Annotated in this window: 21 protein-coding genes; 10 read left to right on the top strand and 11 right to left on the bottom strand. The window is 69.1% G+C overall.

From position 1 onward, the window contains the following. Positions 1 to 861, bottom strand: an 861-nt coding sequence (gene mshD / locus ACNFOC_RS32640; protein ID WP_416962642.1) for a mycothiol synthase, incomplete at its 3' end; no start/stop codon positions are given. Between the two features lie 146 nt (positions 862 to 1,007). Between mshD and ACNFOC_RS32635 the strand changes: the two genes are divergently transcribed. The 3 genes from ACNFOC_RS32635 to ACNFOC_RS32625 all read left to right on the top strand — a co-directional run bounded on the left by ACNFOC_RS32635 (position 1,008) and on the right by ACNFOC_RS32625 (position 6,032). Then, the gene (locus ACNFOC_RS32635; RefSeq protein ID WP_416962641.1) at positions 1,008 to 2,813 is read left to right on the top strand and encodes a bifunctional metallophosphatase/5'-nucleotidase; all 1,806 of its coding nucleotides are present in this window, start codon (positions 1,008 to 1,010) and stop codon (positions 2,811 to 2,813) included. Between the two features lie 418 nt (positions 2,814 to 3,231). Continuing rightward, complete coding sequence (locus ACNFOC_RS32630) at positions 3,232 to 3,354, top strand: hypothetical protein (protein ID WP_416962640.1); 123 nt, start codon at positions 3,232 to 3,234, stop codon at positions 3,352 to 3,354. 830 nt (positions 3,355 to 4,184) lie between these two features. Continuing rightward, on the top strand, positions 4,185 to 6,032 hold the full coding sequence (locus ACNFOC_RS32625; RefSeq protein ID WP_416962639.1) for an ABC transporter ATP-binding protein: 1,848 nt from the start codon (positions 4,185 to 4,187) through the stop codon (positions 6,030 to 6,032). Between the two features lie 10 nt (positions 6,033 to 6,042). On the opposite strand, the gene ACNFOC_RS32620 is transcribed toward ACNFOC_RS32625, so the two are convergent. The 4 genes from ACNFOC_RS32620 to ACNFOC_RS32605 form a co-directional block, all read right to left on the bottom strand. Beyond that, the gene (locus tag ACNFOC_RS32620) at positions 6,043 to 6,789 is read right to left on the bottom strand and encodes a response regulator transcription factor (protein ID WP_416962638.1); all 747 of its coding nucleotides are present in this window, start codon (positions 6,787 to 6,789) and stop codon (positions 6,043 to 6,045) included. A 44-nt stretch (positions 6,790 to 6,833) separates the two neighbouring features. Beyond that, a complete protein-coding gene (locus ACNFOC_RS32615; protein ID WP_416962637.1) occupies positions 6,834 to 7,568 on the bottom strand; it encodes a PH domain-containing protein in 735 nt (244 codons plus the stop codon). A 92-nt stretch (positions 7,569 to 7,660) separates the two neighbouring features. Next, positions 7,661 to 8,293, bottom strand: coding sequence for a PH domain-containing protein (locus ACNFOC_RS32610; RefSeq protein ID WP_416962636.1), 633 nt, complete (start codon positions 8,291 to 8,293; stop codon positions 7,661 to 7,663). Positions 8,294 to 8,383: 90 nt separating this feature from the next. Continuing rightward, positions 8,384 to 8,662 carry a hypothetical protein gene (locus ACNFOC_RS32605; RefSeq protein WP_416962635.1) on the bottom strand — a complete coding sequence of 93 codons (279 nt, stop codon included), beginning with the start codon at positions 8,660 to 8,662 and terminating at the stop codon, positions 8,384 to 8,386. Here ACNFOC_RS32605 and ACNFOC_RS32600 point away from each other — a divergent pair. The 3 genes from ACNFOC_RS32600 to ACNFOC_RS32590 all read left to right on the top strand — a co-directional run bounded on the left by ACNFOC_RS32600 (position 8,654) and on the right by ACNFOC_RS32590 (position 9,599). After that, complete coding sequence (locus ACNFOC_RS32600; RefSeq protein WP_416962634.1) at positions 8,654 to 8,851, top strand: DUF397 domain-containing protein; 198 nt, start codon at positions 8,654 to 8,656, stop codon at positions 8,849 to 8,851. The genes ACNFOC_RS32605 and ACNFOC_RS32600 overlap by 9 nt on opposite strands. 65 nt (positions 8,852 to 8,916) lie before the next feature. Continuing rightward, complete coding sequence (locus ACNFOC_RS32595) at positions 8,917 to 9,204, top strand: hypothetical protein (RefSeq protein WP_416962633.1); 288 nt, start codon at positions 8,917 to 8,919, stop codon at positions 9,202 to 9,204. Further along, positions 9,201 to 9,599 carry a PIN domain-containing protein gene (locus ACNFOC_RS32590; RefSeq protein WP_393752786.1) on the top strand — a complete coding sequence of 133 codons (399 nt, stop codon included), beginning with the start codon at positions 9,201 to 9,203 and terminating at the stop codon, positions 9,597 to 9,599. Before ACNFOC_RS32595 ends, ACNFOC_RS32590 begins: the two co-directional genes overlap by 4 nt. A 50-nt stretch (positions 9,600 to 9,649) precedes the next feature. Here the strand turns inward: ACNFOC_RS32590 and ACNFOC_RS32585 are convergent, their stop codons facing one another. The 6 genes from ACNFOC_RS32585 to ACNFOC_RS32560 form a co-directional block, all read right to left on the bottom strand. Beyond that, the gene (locus tag ACNFOC_RS32585; RefSeq protein WP_416962643.1) at positions 9,650 to 11,059 is read right to left on the bottom strand and encodes a sensor histidine kinase; all 1,410 of its coding nucleotides are present in this window, start codon (positions 11,057 to 11,059) and stop codon (positions 9,650 to 9,652) included. 62 nt (positions 11,060 to 11,121) lie between these two features. Further along, positions 11,122 to 11,859, bottom strand: coding sequence for a response regulator transcription factor (locus ACNFOC_RS32580; RefSeq protein ID WP_416962632.1), 738 nt, complete (start codon positions 11,857 to 11,859; stop codon positions 11,122 to 11,124). A gap of 145 nt (positions 11,860 to 12,004) precedes the next feature. After that, entirely contained in the window at positions 12,005 to 12,211 is a 207-nt protein-coding gene (locus ACNFOC_RS32575) for a hypothetical protein (protein ID WP_406124870.1), read from the bottom strand. A gap of 47 nt (positions 12,212 to 12,258) precedes the next feature. Next, on the bottom strand, positions 12,259 to 13,494 hold the full coding sequence (locus ACNFOC_RS32570; protein ID WP_416962631.1) for a S1C family serine protease: 1,236 nt from the start codon (positions 13,492 to 13,494) through the stop codon (positions 12,259 to 12,261). 145 nt (positions 13,495 to 13,639) lie between these two features. Continuing rightward, positions 13,640 to 14,665 carry a LacI family DNA-binding transcriptional regulator gene (locus tag ACNFOC_RS32565; RefSeq protein WP_406124874.1) on the bottom strand — a complete coding sequence of 342 codons (1,026 nt, stop codon included), beginning with the start codon at positions 14,663 to 14,665 and terminating at the stop codon, positions 13,640 to 13,642. A gap of 119 nt (positions 14,666 to 14,784) precedes the next feature. Beyond that, on the bottom strand, positions 14,785 to 15,585 hold the full coding sequence (locus ACNFOC_RS32560; RefSeq protein WP_363097982.1) for a winged helix-turn-helix transcriptional regulator: 801 nt from the start codon (positions 15,583 to 15,585) through the stop codon (positions 14,785 to 14,787). Positions 15,586 to 15,788: 203 nt separating this feature from the next. Here ACNFOC_RS32560 and ACNFOC_RS32555 point away from each other — a divergent pair, with 203 nt between their 5' ends. The 4 genes from ACNFOC_RS32555 (at position 15,789) to ACNFOC_RS32540 (ending at position 19,069) form a co-directional block, all read left to right on the top strand. After that, entirely contained in the window at positions 15,789 to 16,673 is an 885-nt protein-coding gene (locus ACNFOC_RS32555) for an alpha/beta hydrolase (protein WP_416962630.1), read from the top strand. Between the two features lie 56 nt (positions 16,674 to 16,729). Further along, entirely contained in the window at positions 16,730 to 16,984 is a 255-nt protein-coding gene (locus ACNFOC_RS32550) for a MoaD/ThiS family protein (RefSeq protein WP_416962629.1), read from the top strand. Positions 16,985 to 16,987: 3 nt separating this feature from the next. Beyond that, on the top strand, positions 16,988 to 18,160 hold the full coding sequence (locus tag ACNFOC_RS32545; RefSeq protein WP_416962628.1) for a hypothetical protein: 1,173 nt from the start codon (positions 16,988 to 16,990) through the stop codon (positions 18,158 to 18,160). A 162-nt stretch (positions 18,161 to 18,322) separates the two neighbouring features. Then, positions 18,323 to 19,069, top strand: a complete 747-nt coding sequence (locus ACNFOC_RS32540) for an LmeA family phospholipid-binding protein (RefSeq protein ID WP_416962627.1) — start codon at positions 18,323 to 18,325, stop codon at positions 19,067 to 19,069. Positions 19,070 to 19,095 lie beyond the last annotated feature (26 nt).

Here is a 19,095-nt window from a genome sequence, read left to right as displayed (position 1 = left end):
CTGAAAGACAGTTGAAGCTGGCCGGTGCCGGTCACCGACACCAGGTCCGCTTCTGCGGTGGCCGCTGCTCCGATGGCTGTGGCGCGGTCGCCGTCGCCCCCCACGGTCCCCTTTCCCGCCCAGAGCCACCACGTACACCTCACCCAGTCCCTCCTCCGCGTGGACCTTGGTCCAGTGGAAGCCCACCAGCTCGCCGCCCCGTTCCGCCAGGAAGAACCCCTCGGGGTCGAACCACGCCTCGGACTTACGGTCGTCCAGGTCGCGCTGGGTGAGGGAACCCTGTTCCGGGTGATGGGCGAAGGCCGCCGCGTTGACCGCGAGCCACGCCGCGTCGTCGACGCCGGGCACGAAGGTCCGTACGGTCACCCCCTCCGCAAGCGCCGGCTCAGGCAGCTCCAGGTCGGTCAACGGCCGCCGCAGCTGCCGGAGTTCACGGAACATCGTGAGCCCGAGAACCTGCGCGAGATGACGCGCCGCGGAGTGCCCCCCGTGCGCCCACACCCGCAACCGCTTCCCCGACGCGGCCAGCAGCGCAGCGCCGAGCGCCCGCCCGTGCCCGTGCCCCCGGTGCGAGGGATGGACGACGAGTTCGGCGGCCGGCGCCTCCACCGGGTCGGTGTCCTCCAGCTGCGCGTAGCCCACGAGTTCGTCGCCCAGGGTCAGCAGCAGATGCACGACCCCGTCCCGCTCGCCGCCCCGGATCCGCAACCGCCCCTGCTCGGACACCGCCTGCTGCCCGTCGGTCCTTGAGGCCTCGGCGATCAGCGCGAGGACCGTCTCGCCCTGGTCCGGGGAGAGCGCGGCGTAGGTCTCGATGGATCGGGAGCCGGGGGCGGGCCGTACGGTGTCGTCGCTGGTCATGGGTATGAGGGTAAGCCGATCCCCCCGCAAAGTGGCGGCAAAGAAGAAACCAGGATGTAACCAAGAACCCCCTGTCACGCTACGCGCGTTGACCCTAGGCTGCGCCGGAACGTGGTGACCTTCTCAGCCGACACACAGGGGGGCTCATGCCAGCCACAACCCAGCCCGACCGCCCGCGCAGACGCCGTACCGCCGCACTCCTCGCCGCCACCGTGAGCCTGGCCACGGCGGGTGCGCTGGCCGCCGCCCTGCCCGCCGACGCGCACGGCGACTCCAGCGGTCACGGCTCCAAGCCCAGCCGCTACCAGGACGTACAGCTCCTCTCCTTCAACGACCTGCACGGCAACCTGGAGCCGCCGTCCGGTTCCTCCGGCCGGGTCACCGAGCTCCAGGCGGACGGCACGACGAAGACGATCGACGCGGGCGGTGTCGAGTACCTCGCGACGCATCTGCGCGACGCCCGCAAGAACAACCCGTACTCGATCACCGCGGCCGGCGGCGACATGGTCGGCGCCTCCCCGCTGATCTCGGGCCTGTTCCACGACGAGCCGACGATCGAGGCCCTCAACAAGCTTGATCTGGACGTCACTTCGGTCGGCAACCACGAGTTCGACGAGGGCGCCACGGAGCTGGCCCGCCTTCAGAACGGCGGCTGCCACCCCACCGAGGGCTGCTACACGGACAAGAAGTTCCAGGGCGCCGACTTCCCCTACCTCGCGGCCAACGTCCTCGGCGAGAAGACCAACAAGCCGATCCTGAAGCCCTATTGGGTGTGGAAGAAGAACGGCGTCAAGGTCGGCTTCATCGGCGTCACCCTGGAGGGCACCCCGGGCATCGTCTCCGCGGACGGCGTCAAGGGCCTGAAGTTCAAGGACGAGGTCGAGACGATCAACAAGTACGCCAAGGAGCTTCAGAAGCAGGGCGTGCAGTCGATCGTCGCGCTGATCCACGAGGGCGGCTTCCCGGCCTCCGCGTCCTACAACTACGACTGCGACGCGTCCGGCGGCGGCTCCGGCATCTCCGGCCCGATCGTCGACATCGCGAAGAACGTCACCCCGGCGGTCGACGCCCTCGTCACCGGCCACACCCACAACGCGTACGTCTGCACGATCAACGACCCAAGTGGCAAGCCCCGCATGGTCACTTCGGCGGCCTCCTTCGGCCGTCTCTACACGGACACCACGCTGACGTACGACCGTAAGACGGGCGACATCGCGCGTACGGCGGTCAAGTCGGCGAACCACGTGGTCACCCGGACCGTGCCCAAGGCCGCCGACCTGACCTCGCTGATCGGCAAGTGGAACACCCTCGCGGCCCCCATCGGCAACCGCGCGATCGGCTACATCGCCGGTGACGTCAACAGCACAGGCACCGAGTCCCCGATGGGCGACCTCATCGCGGACGCCCAACTCGCGTACGGCAAGAAGCTGGACCCGGAGACCGACCTCGCGCTGATGAACCCGGGCGGGGTGCGGGCGGGGCTGACCTACGCGGCCAAGGGGAGTGAGGGCGACGGCGTGGTGACGTACGCCGAGGGCTTCACGGTGCAGCCGTTCGCGAACACGGTGAACCTCCAGGACTTCACCGGCGCGCAGGTGATCCAGGCGCTCAAGGAGCAGGTGAGCGGCACGAACACGGCGGCGCCGAAGGTGCTCCAGGTGTCGTCCGGGCTGACGTACACGCTGGACCTGACGAAGACGGGCGCGGACCGGGTGGTCACGGACTCGATCAAGCTCAACGGTTCCGCCATCGACCCGGCGGCCACGTACCGCGTCGCGACGAACAGCTTCCTCGCGGGCGGCGGTGACGGCTTCACGACGCTGGGGCAGGGCACCGGCGACCTGGTCGGCACGGACGACCTGACCGCGCTGGCGGACTACCTGACGGCGAACTCGTCGGCCACCGGCCCGCTGGTGCCCCCGGCGGCGAACCGGATCACGATCGTGCAGTAGGAGCCTGACCCCTCGGGGGCCCGGTGCCGCAGGTCGGCGCCGGGCCCCTTCCGTTTTCCCGTTTTAAATTCTGTGTAAGACCGGGTTCAGTTCCGCGAATTCCATAAGAGTCTTCCACAGGGATTGCTCAGGAAGGTCTAAGCGAAAATCGCTTTTCCTGCGTCAGAAGTCCAGTAGTGTTTTCCATGTCGAAAGCGAACAGCGCAAACGACAGAAGACGAAGGAGAGCGCGATGAGTTTCCACAAGATCGCCCCGGTGAAGAAGACCCGCAAGCCCGCCCCGGCGCCCAAGAAGGCCCCGAAGAAGGCCGCTCCGGCCCCGAAGCGTCGTCCGGTCGGCCACAAGTAAGCCGCCTGACCAGCCGCGATAAGCCCGCAGTAAGCCGCAGATAAGAATTCCCAGGGAGGGAAATTAATCATGAGCTTCAACAAGATTCACCCCATCAAGCAGACCCGCAAGCCCGCCCCGGCCCCCAAGAAGCCCGCGCCGAAGAAGCCCGCGCACGCCCCGAAGCGTCGCCCGGTCGCCCACAAGGGCTGACAAAGAATTTACAGGCGTAATTCAAAGGCAATTGCAGCAGATCGGTAGAAGGACTGTTGCAGAACCGCAGCAGAGCCGGCAGCAGCCGTGACAGAGAGGGACACAGACATGAGCTTCCACAAGATCGCCCCGGTGAAGAAGACCCGCAAGCCGGCCCCGGCCCCGAAGAAGCCCGCGCCGAAGAAGCCCGCGCACGCCCCCAAGCGTCGCCCGGTCGGCCACAAGTAAGCGGCTCGGTCACCCGCAGCAGACCCGCAGTACCCCACAGCAAGCCGCGACAGAGCGGCACTCCCAGGGAGGGAACCCACCATGAGCTTCCACAAGATCGCCCCGGTCAAGAAGCACCACAAGCCCGCCCCGGCGCCCAAGAAGGCCCCGAAGAAGGCGGCTCCGGCCCCGAAGCGTCGTCCGGTCGGTCACAAGTAAGCCGCCAGGTCGGCCGTAGAAGACCCGCAGCACCCGCAGCACCACCCGCAGGACTCACAGCACTCGCAGTACGTGCAGTACTCGCACTACTCCACAACTCGCCGCAGCACAGCGGCACTTACCGGGAGGGACCCCGTCATGAGCTTCCACAAGATCGTCCCCGTCAAGAAGCACCGCAAGCCCGCCCCGGCGCCCAAGAAGCCCGCGCCGAAGAAGCACACCCCGAAGCGCCCGGTCGCCCACAAGGGCTGATCCCGCACACCTTGAGGCGGGGCCACCGGTTAGCGAGCGAACTCGCTCCGGCGGCCCCGCCTCGGCCACGTCCAGGCCATGGAGCCACACCGGCCGGCGATTGATCTCGGCCGGCGATTGATCTCGACCCGCTCTGAAGGGAGTTGTTGACCATGAGGGAAGCCCGTGAGGCCTTCCGCCGTTTCTGGCCGCTGACCCGCGGTGACCGCAAGTGGCTCGCGGTGATCATCGCGTGCGTCATCGTGTCGGCGCTCGCCGAGACCGCCGCGATCCTGATCTTCGCGGACCTCACCGACAACGCCCTCAAGTCCGGTTCGCTGTCCGACTTCTGGGGCCCGGCCGCGGCCTGGCTCGGCGTCGCCGCACTGGGCGCGCTCGTCGGCTACTTCGGCAACTCCCTCGCCACCTGGACCGCGGAGAGATTCGTCCTGCGCCTGCGCGCGAACGTCTTCCGCCATGTCCAGGACCTCCCACCCCACTTCTTCCAGAAGCACCGCCAGGGCGACCTGGTCGAACGCCTCACCGGAGACGTCGAGGCCATCGAGCAGATGGTCGTGTCCGGAGTCGTGGGCACGATCTCGGCAGCCTTCTCCGCGGTCTTCTACGCCTGCGCGGCCCTGTACCTCCGCTGGGACCTGGCCCTGGCCACCTTCGTCCTCGCGCCCCTCTTCCTCCTCGCCGCCCGCCGCTTCTCGGGCCGCATCAAGCAGGCCTCGCAGGACGAACGGGTAGCGGACGGCGCGATCACCTCGGTGGTCGAGGAGTCCCTCGGCAACGTGGTCCTCACCCAGGCGTACAACCGCCGCCGGGACGAGGAGAAGCGCCTCGACGTGGAGGCCCGCGCGTGGATGAAGGCATCGGTCCGCGGTGCCCGACTCAGCGAGATGTACGAGCAGTTCGTGGAGGTCGTAGAGACTCTCTGCGTGCTGTCCGTCATCGGCCTCGGTGTGTGGGAGATCTCCGCCGACCGCATGACCCTCGGCGCACTCCTCGCCTTCGCGGCCTTCATCGGCTACCTCTACCCGCCGGTCCGCAACCTCGGCCAACTCGGCCTCACCCTCACCGCCGCCACGGCCGGCGCCGCCCGCATCAACGAGATCCTGGACGCCACCCCGTCCGTCGGCGATCCCCGCGAACCCGTCCCCGCCTGGCCGGTCCACGGCTGGGTCAGCTTCCACGGCGTGACCTTCGCCTACCCCGGCGCGACCCGCGACTCGGTCAACGACGTCACCTTCAGGGCGAACCCGGGCGAGCTGGTGATCATCACGGGCGAGAGCGGAGCGGGCAAGTCGACCCTGTCCAAACTCCTGACCCGCTTCTACGACCCCTCGCAGGGCGTGATCTGCCTGGACGGCGTCCCCCTCCGCGACGTACCCCTCGAATTCCTGCGGGAGAACGTGGCGTTGCTGCCCCAGCAGACCCTGATCCTCAACGGCACGGTCCGCGAGAACATCGAGTGCGGCCGCCCCGGCGCGACGGACGAGGAGATCGAACGGGCGGCACGTTCAGCGGCAGCGCACGACTTCATCGCCGCACTCCCCGAGGGCTACGACACCCAGATCGCCCCCGGCACGGCAGCCCTGTCCGGCGGCCAGCTCCAACGGATCGCGATCGCCCGGGCGATGCTCCGCGAGGCCCCGGTCCTGGTCCTGGACGAACCGACGGCCGGCCTCGACTCGGTGGCGGCCCGCCAGGTGATCCAGCCTCTGCGCCGCCTGATGTCCGGCCGTACGACCATCATGATCACCCACGACCTGAGCCTCGCCCCCGACGCGGACCGCATCCTGGTCGTCGAGGGCGGACGCCTGGTGGAGACAGGCACGCACGCGGAGTTGGTGGCAAGGGGCGGCGCGTACGCGCGACTTGCGGGCCCGCTCCCCGAAATGGCGATCACGGGAACGGGCACGGGACGGCACCGTGCGGAGGACACGATGATCCTGCGCCAGGTCCCGCCGCAGGCACCGGACGAGACGATGATCCTGCGGCTCCCGAAGAGATAGAAGAGACAGATCAAATAGGAGGCGCTGCACGGAGGCTGTACCCGAGCCCCCGCACGGTGTGGATGAGCCGCGGTTCGCCGCGGCTCTCCAGTTTCCGGCGCAGGTACATGACGTAGACGTCGAGGGTGTTGGACGCGGGCTCGAAGTCGAAGCCCCACACGTGCCGGTGGATCTGGGACCGGGTGAGCGCGGCGCCCGGATGCCTCAACAGGTGCTCCAGCAACAGGAATTCGGTCCGCGTGAGATCGAGCGGCCGCCCGTCACGGGTGACGGTACGGGTACGCAGGTCCATCACGAGATCCTGGAGGACGAGCCGTTCGAGCTCGGGCGGCACGTCGGCAGCCGAGGTGTGCTGGGGGCTGCGCCGCAGCAACGCCCGTACCCGGGCGAGGAGTTCCTCGATGGCGAACGGTTTGCTGAGGTAGTCGTCGGCGCCGTTGTCGAGGGCGACGATACGATCGCCGACCGCGTCCCGCCCGGTGATCATCAGGATCGGCACGGTGGACCCGGAGGCGCGGATACGCCGGGTGGCGGCGAGCCCGTCCAGCTCAGGCATGGTGACGTCCATCAGCACGAGGTCGGGCGCGCCGGCATCCTCCGGCCCATCGAGGGACAGTCCGAGAGACACCCCGAGGAGATCGAGCGCGGTACGCCCGTCTCCGGCGAGGACGGTCTCGTACCCCTCGAATCTGAGCAGCCGGCCAAGCCCTTCGCGTACGTCCACGTCGTCATCGGCAAGCAGGATCTTCCGCGCCATCTCAACACGGTGTGACGGGGGGCTGTGCTGGGGCTGGCAGGGAGTTATGCGTGGGCTGGGCTTCGGGAGGAGCGCAGGCGGAAGAGCGTGACGAGGAGGGCGTAGGCGGCGAGCGGAGCCCAGAGGAGCAGGAGGAAGGCGAAGAGGCGGTGACCGCCGTCGGCGGACACCTCCCACACCAGATACCCGATGGCGGCGAAGAAGACGAGCATGGCCCCGACGGCCGCTCGCTCCTGAGCCTTACGACGCACCGCGCGCAGCCCGATCCGGTCCTCGACCTCGGGCCGCAACTCCCAGGCCATCCCCCGGTGTTGGGCGGCGGCGGTACGCAACTCCTCGACTTCGGCCCGGACGTCGGGGAGCTGCCAGTCGTCGACGTTGGTAAGGGGCAACCTGCGGCCGTCGTTGTCGTAGAGCCAGGTCAACAGGCGGGCGTCGGCGTTTTTGGTGTTACGGCGTTCGACGCGCAGATCGTAGATGTCGTGCCAGTCCCGCTTGCGCACGCGAAAGGCACCGCGGACCGCGATCCCGTCGGCGCCGACGGAGGTGAGCCCCCGTCGCACGGCCAGAAAGGCCCAGACACCCAGCATCACCATGAGTGCCACCGCGAGCAGCCTGTACCGGCCGGGGATGCTGTCGGGCCGCGCCATCTGAAGGGCGAAGTTCGCTTCGACGATGCACAGGCCGGCGAACCTTCCCCGGGACATCTTTCTCCGTCTGCTGTACTCCCGCTCGATCCCACGCTCGTCGTCGCGGTCGTCCTCGTCGTCCCCGCCCATCGACCCTCCCCAGAGCCTGCGTTGGGGGCGATCTTAAGGTCGGGAGCTGTGCTGGTCCGGGAGGGGGTGAGCCGGCGCTCGGCTCGCGGGGGCTACGCCAGGAGTACGAACGCCATGAACACGGCGACGAGGGCCGCGATGCCCACCACGCCCCAGATCTTGCGGTCCCGTGCGCGCCGCCGGATCCGGTCCTCCACCTCGGGACGCAACTCCCAGGCCATGCCCCGGTGCAGAGCGGATACGGCACGCAGGTCGGCGAGTTCGGCGTGGAAGTCGGGGAGTTGCCAGTCGTCGAAGTAGGGGAGGCGGGTCCGGCACCCGTCGTTGCCGTAGACGTAGGTCGTCCACCGGGCTTTCTCGATGCGGCCGTTCGCGCTCAACTCGGCCCGGATGTCGTAGACGTCGTGCCAGGTCCGGGTGTTCGTCTGGATGGCGTCGCGGGCGGTGATCCCCTGGGCGCCCACGATCGTGCGCCCCCGCTGTCGATAGAGCACGGCCGGGACGGCCCGGGCGAGCACAATCACTGCCAGCGTGATCACGTACCAGCGCCTGGAGGCGTAGGGGTTCGTCGTCACCTGGAGGACGATGTTGCCGCCGATGACCACGGTGACGGCGATCTGCCACCAGGACACGGACAAGGCTCTTCGCCGCCCGTACTCCCGCTCGATCCCCCGCACATCGCCGAAGTCCGCGGTGCCCTCGTCGTCCGCGTTGTCCCCGCTCATGGACCCTCCCCCGGTCAGCAGAGGAGGAGAGTAAGACAGGAACCTGTGTACGTGAGGAGGGGGGTGGGGGTGAGTGCCGCCGGCCCGATGTCACAGCCCGCTCCCCGGGATGCGCCCGCCCCGGCTGACCGCGATCCGGATCACGTCCTCCAGGGACTCGGACGCCCGGGTGAGCGCGAAACGTACGGCTCGTTCGCCGGCTTTCGGGTCGGCGAGTACGGCCTTGGCTCCGGCCAACACCTGGTCCCCGGAGTCGAGTTGGGCCGCCTCGATGTCATCGGCGAGGAGAGAGAGGCGGCTGTCGTGGCCGTCGGCGCTGAGGTAACAGGGTTTGCCGTCAACTGAAGGAGCACAGACGTCATGACGCACACCCCTGACCTCAGCACCGTTGCGTGGCGCAAGTCGAGCTACAGCCAAGGCGGAGCCAACGACTGCGTCGAGGTCGCTGACGGCTACACCGGCCTGGTCCCCGTCCGGGACAGCAAGACCCCGACGAGCCGCCCGCTGGTCTTCGCGGCCGGGTCCTGGCTCGCGTTCGTGGAGCTGGTCAAGGGATAGCGGGGGCGAACGCCGACGGGTGAAACCGGGACCCGGAGTTGCTATGCCAGGGCTATGGTGGGGCCATGGCAGAGAACACGACCATCCAGGTGTCCCGACAGGCCCGGGACCATCTCGCCCAGGTGGCCAAGGATCGAGGCGTGACCTTGGGGCAACTCGTCGAGCAGCTGGCCGCCGAGCAGCCGACGGCTGAGCAGATCGCGGAGCGGGTGGCCGCCGACCGGCAGGTCGTCCGAGACGTGATCGGTCTGGACATCAGCGACGCGGAGTTCGACAGGGCGCCTGACGTTCTCGGCAACATCTACAAAATCGCTGCCGAGAAGGCCCGTAGGGCGCGAGGCGCGGCGGCGTGATCATTCTGGACACCGGTGCCACCCGTGCTCTCGCGAACGGGCACAAGACGTTGAACCTTCTCGCCGCGAACATGGCCCACACCCCGGGTGATCTGCTTCGGATTCCCGCGCTCTGCCTTATGCAGGCGGAGTCCGAGGACGCGGACGCCGGGGACCGCGTCCTCGCGTTCTCCTCGGTGGTCGTCGACGACTTGACCACGGTCTCCTCGGTCACCGTCGGCACCATGATCCGTGATGGGTACGGCGGACCGGACACCTGTCACGCCCTGTACTGCGCCCTGCCGCGAGCCGAGTTCACCGGCATGTCGATTCTCCTGACAACCCGGGAAGAGGCTTACCCGCCGGGTGTGGTCACTGTCGACATTGACTCCCCCGGAATGCTCGGCTTCCACTGAGGCCGAATGCGACGGGCGGATGCGGAGACAGGCCGACCCTTCCCCCTCGCTCACTGAGGGGTGGAGCCTTCCGGCGGAGCCGTCGCCGTCCCCGGGATCCGTACCGTCGCCACCGTCCCCCCACCCGGCGCGTGCGCCAACGTCACTTCGCCGCCGGCCTGTTCGACCGTGCGGGCGACGATGGACAGGCCCAGGCCGGAACCGGGGAGGGCGCGTGCTGACGGCGAACGCCAGAACCGGTCGAAGACGTGCGGGAGTTCCTCGGCGGGGATGCCGGGGCCGTGGTCGCGGACGGTGAGGACGCCGCGCGTGAGCTGGACCTCGATCGTGCCGCCCTCGGGGCTGAACTTCACCGCGTTGTCGAGGATGTTGACGATCGCGCGCTCCAGCGCGGAGGGCTCCGACTGGACGTACCAGGACTGTACGTCCGCCGTGATCGTCAACTCCGGGCCGCGCAGGCGGGCTCGGCGCAGGGCCGCCTCGACGGTGTCCTGGAGCGAGACCACCTGGACGCGCTCACCCCGTTGCCCCTCCGAGCGGGACAGTTCCTGCAAGTCGCCGATCAGGGACGCCAGTTCGGTCATCTGCGCCTTCACCGAGGCGAGCAGTGCCTTGCGGTCGGCCGGGGGGATCGGGCGGCCGGTCTCCTCGCTGCGGGTGAGGAGTTCGACGTTAGTACGGAGGGAGGTGAGGGGGGTACGGAGTTCGTGACCGGCGTCCGCGATGAGTTGCTGTTGCAGCTCACGGGAGTTGGCGAGGGAGGTCGTCATCGAGTTGAACGAGCGGGAGAGGCGCGCGATCTCGTCGTCGCTGTCCTCGTCCACGGGGATGCGGACGGCCAAGTCCTCGGTACGGGCCACGTGTTCGACGGCCTCGGTGAGCTTGTCGACGGGACGGAGACCTGCGCGGGCGACCGCGAGACCGGCAGCTCCGGCGCCGACGACTCCGATGCCGGACACGAGGAGCAGGATCAGGGCCAGTTCGTTGAGCGTGTTCTGGGTGCTCGTCAGGGGTACGGCGACGACGAGTCCGACGTTGGGTCCGGCAGCCCCGGAGGCGGTGATGGTGGGGGCCACGAAGCGCGTCATCACGCGCAGCTCGTTGCCGTCCGTGTCGGTGCCGTTGCGGTAGTAGATCCGGTTCGCGTTCGCGTTCTTGATCACGTTCTTGTCGGCCTGGGTGACCTTGACCACGCCCGTGGAGTCGCCCTGGACGCAGATCTTCCCCTTCTCCGTGACGACCTGGGAGTAGCCGTTCCGGACAAAACCGTTGCCGCCCTGCGGGGTCGACGAGCAGTTGCTGAGGGCGATCTGGACCTGGACCTGCTGAGACTGATTCGGCCCCCTCATCGACCTCGACAGGTCGGCGTTCAACTGGTCGTAGAGCTTCCCCTGCACAATGAACCAACAGGTCACCGAAACCGCCGCCACCCCGAACGCCACCGCCGCCGCGACCAGCATCGCCAGCCGAGACCGGATCGGCAGTGTCCGGAACCGGTGCAGGAACCGGTTGAGGACGTTCTTCACTCCGCCCCACCCTGTCGCAGCACATACCCCACGCCCCGCACCGTGTGCACGAGCCGCGGCTCGCCCCCGGCCTCTGTCTTCCGGCGCAGGTACATGACGTACACATCAAGGGAGTTGGAGGACGGCTCGAAGTCGAAGCCCCACACCGCCTTGAGGATCTGCTCGCGGGTGAGGACCTGGCGGGGATGCGCCAGGAACATCTCCAGCAGCGTGAACTCCGTGCGGGTCAGCTCGACCTGGCGGCCGCTCCGGGTGACCTCGCGGGTCGCGAGGTCCATGCGGAGGTCGGCGAAGGTGAGGGAGTCGTCCTCGGGCGCGTTCCCGGCGGCGGCCGCCGCCGCGTACGAGCTGCGGCGCAGCAACGCCCGTACCCGCGCGAAGAGTTCGTCGAGTTCGAAGGGCTTGACCAGGTAATCGTCGGCGCCCGCGTCGAGCCCGGTGACGCGGTCGCCGACCGTGTCGCGGGCCGTGAGCATCAGGATCGGGGTCGTCGTGCCGGCGCCCCGCATCCGGCGGGCCGCCGTCAGGCCGTCCATGCGCGGCATCTGGATGTCGAGGACGACCAGGTCGGGCTGGTACGCGGTCGCCTTCTCCAGCGCGTCCGCGCCGTCCACGGCGACCTCGGTGTCGTACCCCTCGAACGCGAGGCTGCGCTGGAGTGCTTCGCGTACCGCCGGCTCGTCGTCGACGATCAGGATGCGCTGGGTGTCACGGTCGCCTTCGGCGGGGCTCATGGCTGGATTCCTCGGGTGCGGTGGGACGGGGAGACAACGATCGGCTGGTCGCAATCAGCCTCGCATGTTTCCCGGCCGGTGCGTGAAGAGGGGAGGAAGTGAGAAAAAGGGTGAGATCGGCCTCGCCCCTCAATCCTCTATGAGATCAGCCCCGCATCGTCTGGAGGCGGCTCAGCGGCACCTTGCGGTGGTGCGGGCGGGCGGCGTTGGTACGCAGCCCCATCAGCTCCGGGGCGGGCGCCAGTTCCGGTGCCCGCGCCGCCGGCGCGTGCAGTTCGTACGCCACCCCGAGGGCCAGGCCGAGACCGGCCGCTCCGGTGTCGGTCACCGTGTGCGAAACCTGCTTGATCATGACGTACTCCCTACTGATCACTGAACACTGATCGTTGGACTGTGGACTCAGCTGTCGGAGCCGCCCGCCCGCAGTGAGGCGAGGTCGGACTTGACGGTGTTGATCGGGATGGCGAAGCCGATGCCGATGCTTCCGGCCTCGGACGACGAGGACGAGGAGTCCGAACTGGACGAGTACATCGCGGAGTTGATGCCGATGATGTTGCCGTTCGCGTCGATCAGGGCGCCGCCGGAGTTGCCGGGGTTGAGGGACGCGTCGGTCTGGATCGCCTTGTACGTCGTCGTGGACGAACCGGTGTCGCCGTTGAACTGCTGGCCGCCGAACTGGAACGGCCACTGACCGCTGCCGCCCGAATCCGAACCCTGGCTCTGGCTCTCGTCGGTCGAGACGGTCACGTCACGGTTCAGGGCGGAGACGATGCCGCTGGTGACCGTGCCGGTCAGGCCCTCGGGGGAGCCGATCGCGACGACCGTGTCGCCGATCTGGACGCCGTCGGAGTTGCCGAGGGTGGCCGCCTTCAGGCCGGAGGCGTTCTCCAGCTTGAGGAGCGCGAGGTCCTTCTTGCTGTCGGTGCCGACGACCTTCGCGGTGTACGACTTGCCGTCGCTCGTCTTGACCTTGACCGAGGTGGCGCCGGAGATGACGTGGTTGTTGGTGATGACCTCGCCGCCCGAGGTGATGATCACGCCCGCACCGGTCGAAGTGCCGTTGCTGAGCGTGGCGCTGACCTCGACCACGCTCGGGCTGACGGTCGCGGCGATCGTGGCGACGTCGCCCTTCTTGCTGGAGGGCACGACGGCCGTGGTGGTGCTGGAGGTGGCGACGGTGTCCTTGCCGGTCAGCTCCTGGAAGGCGTACGCCGTGCCGCCGCCGACGGCCGCGGCGACGATCGCCACGGCGGCGAGCAGCGCGAGCGGACCCCGGGTGCGCTTCTTCGGCTTGGGCGCCTCGCCCTGGACGTGTGTGAGGAGAGCCGTGTCGCCGCCGCCGTGGCCGCTGCCGTCAGCGGCGAGAGCCCCGCCGTCACCGCCGTACGCTCCGCCGTCGGCGCCGAAGGCGGCCTGCGGGGCGGGCGAGGGGGCGGAAGCCTGAGCCGGCCACCCGGCCGCGGCCGGCTGCTGCGTCTGCTGGACGGGCTGAGCCTGCTGCACCGGCTGGTAGGCCGGCGGGGGCGGCCACTCCGGGTTCACGGGAGAAGAGGCGTGCTGCTGCTGGGGGTACGCCTGCGGCTGGTCGCCCTGGGGGGTCTCGTACTCGCCGCTGCGGCGGAAGCTCTCGGTCATGGAACAGAGCTTGTCGCGGGATCATGAGAGGTACCTGAGCGCCCGCTGAGAAGCCCGACAGAACCTCGTATGCCCGATATAAAGACGCCGGATCCCCGGAAACTCGGGGAATCCAGCGGGTCTCAGCCCTCGCAGCCGAAGGACCTCAGCCCTCGCAGCCGCAGGACTGCCGTATCACCAGCCGTGACGGGAACACCTTCAGGCGCTCGCGCCGCGACCCCGCCACCCGCAGGCCGTCGTCGAGGACGAGATCCACGGCCGCGCGGGCCATCGCCGGGCGGTCCGAGGCGATCGTCGTCAGCTTCGGGTCGGCCAGGGCCGCTTCCTTGATGTCGTCGAAGCCGATGACACCCAGCTCGCGCGGCACGTCGATGCGCAGCTCGCGCGCGGCCCGCAGCAGGCCGATCGCCTGGTCGTCGGTGGAGCAGAAGATCGCGGGCGGCCGCCGGGGTCCGGAGAGGATGCCCAGGGCGACCTGGTAGGCGTCGTAGCGGTTGTACGGGGCCTCGAAGAGGCGGTCCTCGGTCGGCAGGCCGGCCTCGGCCATCGCGCGCCGCCAGCCCTCGACGTGGTCGGAGACCGGGTCACCGACGGACGGCGTCTCCGCCGTACCGCCCATACAGGCGACGTACTCGTAGCCGTGCTCAAGAAGGTGGCGTACGGCGAGCTGGGCGCCGCCGAGGTCGTCCGTGACGACGGCCACGTCGTCGATCGCCTCGGGGCGTTCGTGGAGGAGGACGACCCGGGCGTCCCAGGCCTCGATCTCAGCCGCGGCGTTGTCGTTCAGCGCGTGGCTGACGAGGATCAGGCCGGAGACGCGCATCCCGAGGAACGCGCGCAGGTAGTGGACCTCGCGCTCGCCCACGTAGTCGGAGTTGCCGACCAGCACCATCTTTCCGCGCTCGGACGCGGCCTGTTCGACCGCGTGCGCCATCTCCCCGAAGAAGGGCTGGCGCGCGTCCGGCACGATCAGGCCTATGAGGTCCGTACGCCGCGACGCCATGGCCTGGGCCACCCGGTCGGGTCGGTACCCCAGTTCCTTGATCGCGGCGAGGACACGCTCGCGCGTGGCCGGGGCAACCGGCCGGGGTCCGTTGTTGATGACATAACTGACGACGGCAGTCGATGTCCCTGCCAGTCGCGCTACGTCATCCCGAGTCACCTTGGCCACGCGCGGAGTCTACGCGGATGGACCCGCTCTGGGCAGGGCGTTTCGAAGCTTCTCTCAGCTTCCGCGCACCATCTCCGCGCGGAAGCGACACCGACAAGCGACGCCCTGCCCGGATGCGGTTACGCCTCGGCCGGGATCTCGGCGGCGTCCAGCGCGGCCGAATCGGCCGTACCGTCCGCATCCTCCGGCTTTGCGTCGGCGAGAGCAGCGCTTGCCTTGAGCTTGGCCTCCTCGCCGCCCCGGTCACCCTTCTCCGGAGTAACGAATCGATAACCGACGTTCCGGACGGTCCCGATCAGCGACTCGTGCTCGGGTCCGAGCTTCGCGCGCAGGCGTCGTACGTGGACGTCGACCGTCCGCGTACCGCCGAAGTAGTCGTAGCCCCAGACCTCCTGCAACAGCTGCGCGCGCGTGAAGACGCGGCCCGGGTGCTGCGCGAGGTACTTGAGGAGCTCGAACTCCTTGAAGGTCAGGTCGAGGACCCGGCCCTTGAGCTTGGCGGAGTACGTCGCCTCGTCCACGGAGAGATCGCCGTTGCGGATCTCCATGGGGGAGTCGTCGTTGACGATCTGCTGGCGGCCCATGGCCAGGCGCAGTCGCGCCTCGACCTCGGCCGGTCCGGCCGTGTCGAGCAGGACGTCGTCGATGCCCCAGTCGGCGGTGACGGCCGCGAGGCCGCCCTCGGTGACGACGAGGATGAGCGGACAGCCCGGACCGGTGGACCGGAGCAGCTGACACAGGCTGCGCACCTGAGGCAGGTCACGGCGGCCGTCGATCAGGATGACGTCGGCACCTGGGGTGTCGACGAGAGCGGGGCCTTCCGCCGGTGCCACGCGCACGTTGTGCAGCAGCAGGCCAAGGGCCGGAAGCACCTCCGTAGACGGCTGGAGGGCATTGGTCAGGAGCAGCAGAGAACTCATATGTCTGGTTCCTCCTCGGTCCCTGCGAGGACGTATGCGGCACTGCGGCATTGCGGCGATGCTCTGTGATCCCGGGGGCTCTGTATCGCCCACGGTCACCTGCGGTTTCCCGTGGTGTACCGCTTCGTATACAACGCTCCCGGAAGCACAAAAGGACTCGGGGGCTTCGCTGCCCGAGTCCTCTGTCCAGCAGAATAGCCCACATGAGCGCTGGTACGGCAGGTCATGTGGCACGATCCACCGTTCGTCCGAACTCTGAGACGATCAGACGTACACCTTTGCGGACGTTTCTGCACACCGACGACGGGGTGACGATCGATTCCGTATACGAACCGGGAGCGGCCGTATACGACGTCTCCCGGTCACCTTCCGGTGATCCGGTGTTCGTCGTGGCGCACGGTTTCACGGGCGATGTGGACAAGCCTCATGTACGACGGGTCGCCGAGGCGTTCGCCCACTACGGGGCCGTGGTCACCTTCTCCTTCCGGGGTCACGGCGCCTCCGGCGGACGCTCCACCGTCGGCGACCGCGAGGTGCTCGATCTGGCCGCGGCGGTCGCCTGGGCGCGCGAGCAGGGGCACGCGCGCGTGGTGACCGTCGGCTTCTCCATGGGCGGTTCGGTGGTGCTGCGGCACGCGGCGCTCTACGGCTCCCAGGCGCACGCCGACGGCCGGAGGCGCGAGGGGCGCACGGAAGCGCACACGGACGCGGTGGTTTCCGTGAGTGCGCCGGCCCGCTGGTACTACAGGGGGACGGCCCCCATGCGAAAGCTCCACTGGCTGGTGACCCGCCCCGAGGGCCGCATAGTCAGCCGCTACGGCCTCAACACCCGTATCCACAACCGGGATTGGGACCCGGTCCCGCTCTCCCCGGTCGAGGCGGTCCCGCGTATCGCGCCCACGCCCCTGCTCATCGTGCACGGCGACCGCGACGGCTACTTCCCCGTGGACCACCCCCGGATGCTGGCCGAAGCCGCCGCCGACCACGCCGAACTCTGGCTGGAGCCGGGCATGGGCCACGCCGAGCACGCCGCCGACGACGACCTGCTGGCCCGCATCGGGCGCTGGGGCAGTTCACAGGACGGTTAGCCTGACGGGTGTTGACGCCGAGTCCGTCGACACCGATCTACCGAGGAAGCAAGCACATGCCAAAGGTCACGGTGCGCTACTGGGCCGCCGCGAAGGCCGCGGCCGGCATCGCCGAGGAGCCGTACGACGCGGTCACCCTCGCCGAGGCCCTCACCGCCGTCCGCGAGCGACACCCCGGGGAACTCACCCGCGTACTGCTGCGATGCTCGTTCCTCGTCGACGGTGACCCCGTGGGCACCCGCGGACATGAGACGGTACGGCTGGCCGAGGGCGGCACGGTCGAGGTGCTCCCGCCGTTCGCAGGAGGATGAGCGATGAGCAACCAGCCGTATGAGGGCTACGACGAGAACTACGACGCGTACGCCCAGCAACAACAGCAGCAGCAACAGCAGCCCCAACAGGCACAGGCACAGGCACAGGCACAGGCGTGGCCCGGCCAGCAGCAGGCGTACGACGATCCGCAGGCGGCCCAGCAGTACACCCAGCAGTGGCAGGGCCAGACCTGGGACACCCAGGTCCACCAGACCATGCCGCCCGCGCCCGCTCCCGCCGCCGCGGACACCGCGTACCTGCCGCCGCAGAACCAGCAGGCGCCCCAGGCCTACGACCCCTACGCGCAGGCCCAGGCGTACGCCCAGCCGCCGAGACCCGAGGTGCAGCCGCCGGCCGCCCCCGCGGATCCCTCCGCCGCGGAGGGCTACGGCCCGCCCTCCCTCGCCGGCAACGCCCGGATCACCGACGCCCAGCGGGCCCGGCTGGAGGGCCGTTCGCCGATCATCGAGCCCGGGATGCAGCCGGCCGGCCTCACCGCCGTACTGGCGCTCCTGCTCGCTGTCACCGCGCAGGCCGGGTCGTACGCCCTCGTCGTACCGCTCGTCGTCCTTCAGGCGGTGACGGCCGCGGGCTGGTTCCGGCTGAACGGGATGTGGCCCGCCCGGCAGGGCATCGCGCTGGCCTTCGCGGGCGCGCTCGTCGCGGACGTGGCGCTGCTCGCGGCCGGGCGGGAGAACGGCCCCGCCGCGATCCTCGGCACCCTCGGTGTCTGGGTCCTGCTCTCCCTCGTCATGCAGCTGCGTTCGCACGCCGACCCGGACACCCGGATCACGAGCCTGATGGCGACGGTCGCCTCGGCGGCCCTGGCCATCCTCGCGGCCGGCCACCTCGCGGCCGAGCCGGACGCGGTGACGGTCGGCGCGGCCGCGGTCGCGGTGGCGATCCTGGCCCGCGCGCTTCCGCTGCCGACGGTGGCGTCGGTTGTCGTCTCGCTGCTGGCCGCGGCCGGTGCGGGCATCGCCGTCGGCGGGATGACGGGCATGGGCGCGAAGGGCGCGCTGCTCGGCGCGGGCGCGGCGGTCTGCGCCCTGATCGGCCACCGTGTGGCGAGCTACGACTACCCGTCCCGCTTCGTCCACTTCACGGCCGGTGTGGCCCTGCCGCTCGCCGCGGCGGCCCCGGCGGTGTACCTGCTGGGACGGGCGCTCGTCTAGCCCGGCCGGCCAAGTGCCGTGTCGTAGGCGGTAGTTAAGAGCCCTGTCACAGGTGATCGACAATTTCGCGATACACGCGTCGGACAGGACTACTCTCGCGCTCGGCGGCCACCGGTCGTCGTACCGCTTTCGTCGACGACCATCAGGTGGGGATCTCCGTACATGCGCGGGCTACGAATACTTCTGATCGTCGTGGTGATTCTCGGTGCCCTGTTCGTGGTTGTGGACCGGGTCGCGGTCCACTTCGCGGAGGAGGAGGCGGCGTCCAAGGTGAAGACCAGCGAGAACCTGGCCAGCACCCCCGACATCTCCATCAAGGGCTTCCCCTTCCTCACCCAGGTCGCCTCCGGTGAGCTGGACGACGTGGAACTCGGCGTCGGCCAGTACGAGGCCCCGACCGGCAACACGAGCGCCTCCGGCGGTGCCACCACGATCCGGATCGACGACCTCAAGGCCGACATGAAGGACGTCAAGTTCTCCGGCGACTACAGCTCCGCCACGGCGGCCAGCGCGACGGGCACCGCGAGCATCTCCTACGACCAGCTGCTCAAGGCCGCCAAGTCCGCGCCGACGCCCGTCTTCACCGGCGTCACGGCCCAGATCGTCAGCCTCTCCGACGGCGGCGACGGCAAGATCAAGGCCGACATGAAGGTCACGGTCACGGGGGTCGGGACGACCACGTACCCGGTGCTCAGCACGGTCACCGTCGTAGGCAACACGGTGAAGGTGCACGCGGACAACCTGCCCAAGCTGGTCGTCGACCTCGCCGACTCCCGGGTCCGCTCGATCACCGACTTCCAGCAGACGCTCGACCAGCTGCCGGGCGGCGTGAAGCTGGACAGTGTGCAGGCCGCGAAGAGCGGTGTGGACATCAAGGTGAAGGGTTCGAACGTCAGGCTGGCCGGGTAGGACGGGTCGGGGCAGCGGGTCCGGGG

This window comes from Streptomyces colwelliae (assembly GCF_048158785.1).
In the GTDB taxonomy this organism is placed as follows: Bacteria; Actinomycetota; Actinomycetes; order Streptomycetales; family Streptomycetaceae; genus Streptomyces.
The sequence above is the reverse complement of the archived record's forward strand: the minus strand, read 5'-3'. Positions and strand labels throughout refer to the sequence as shown.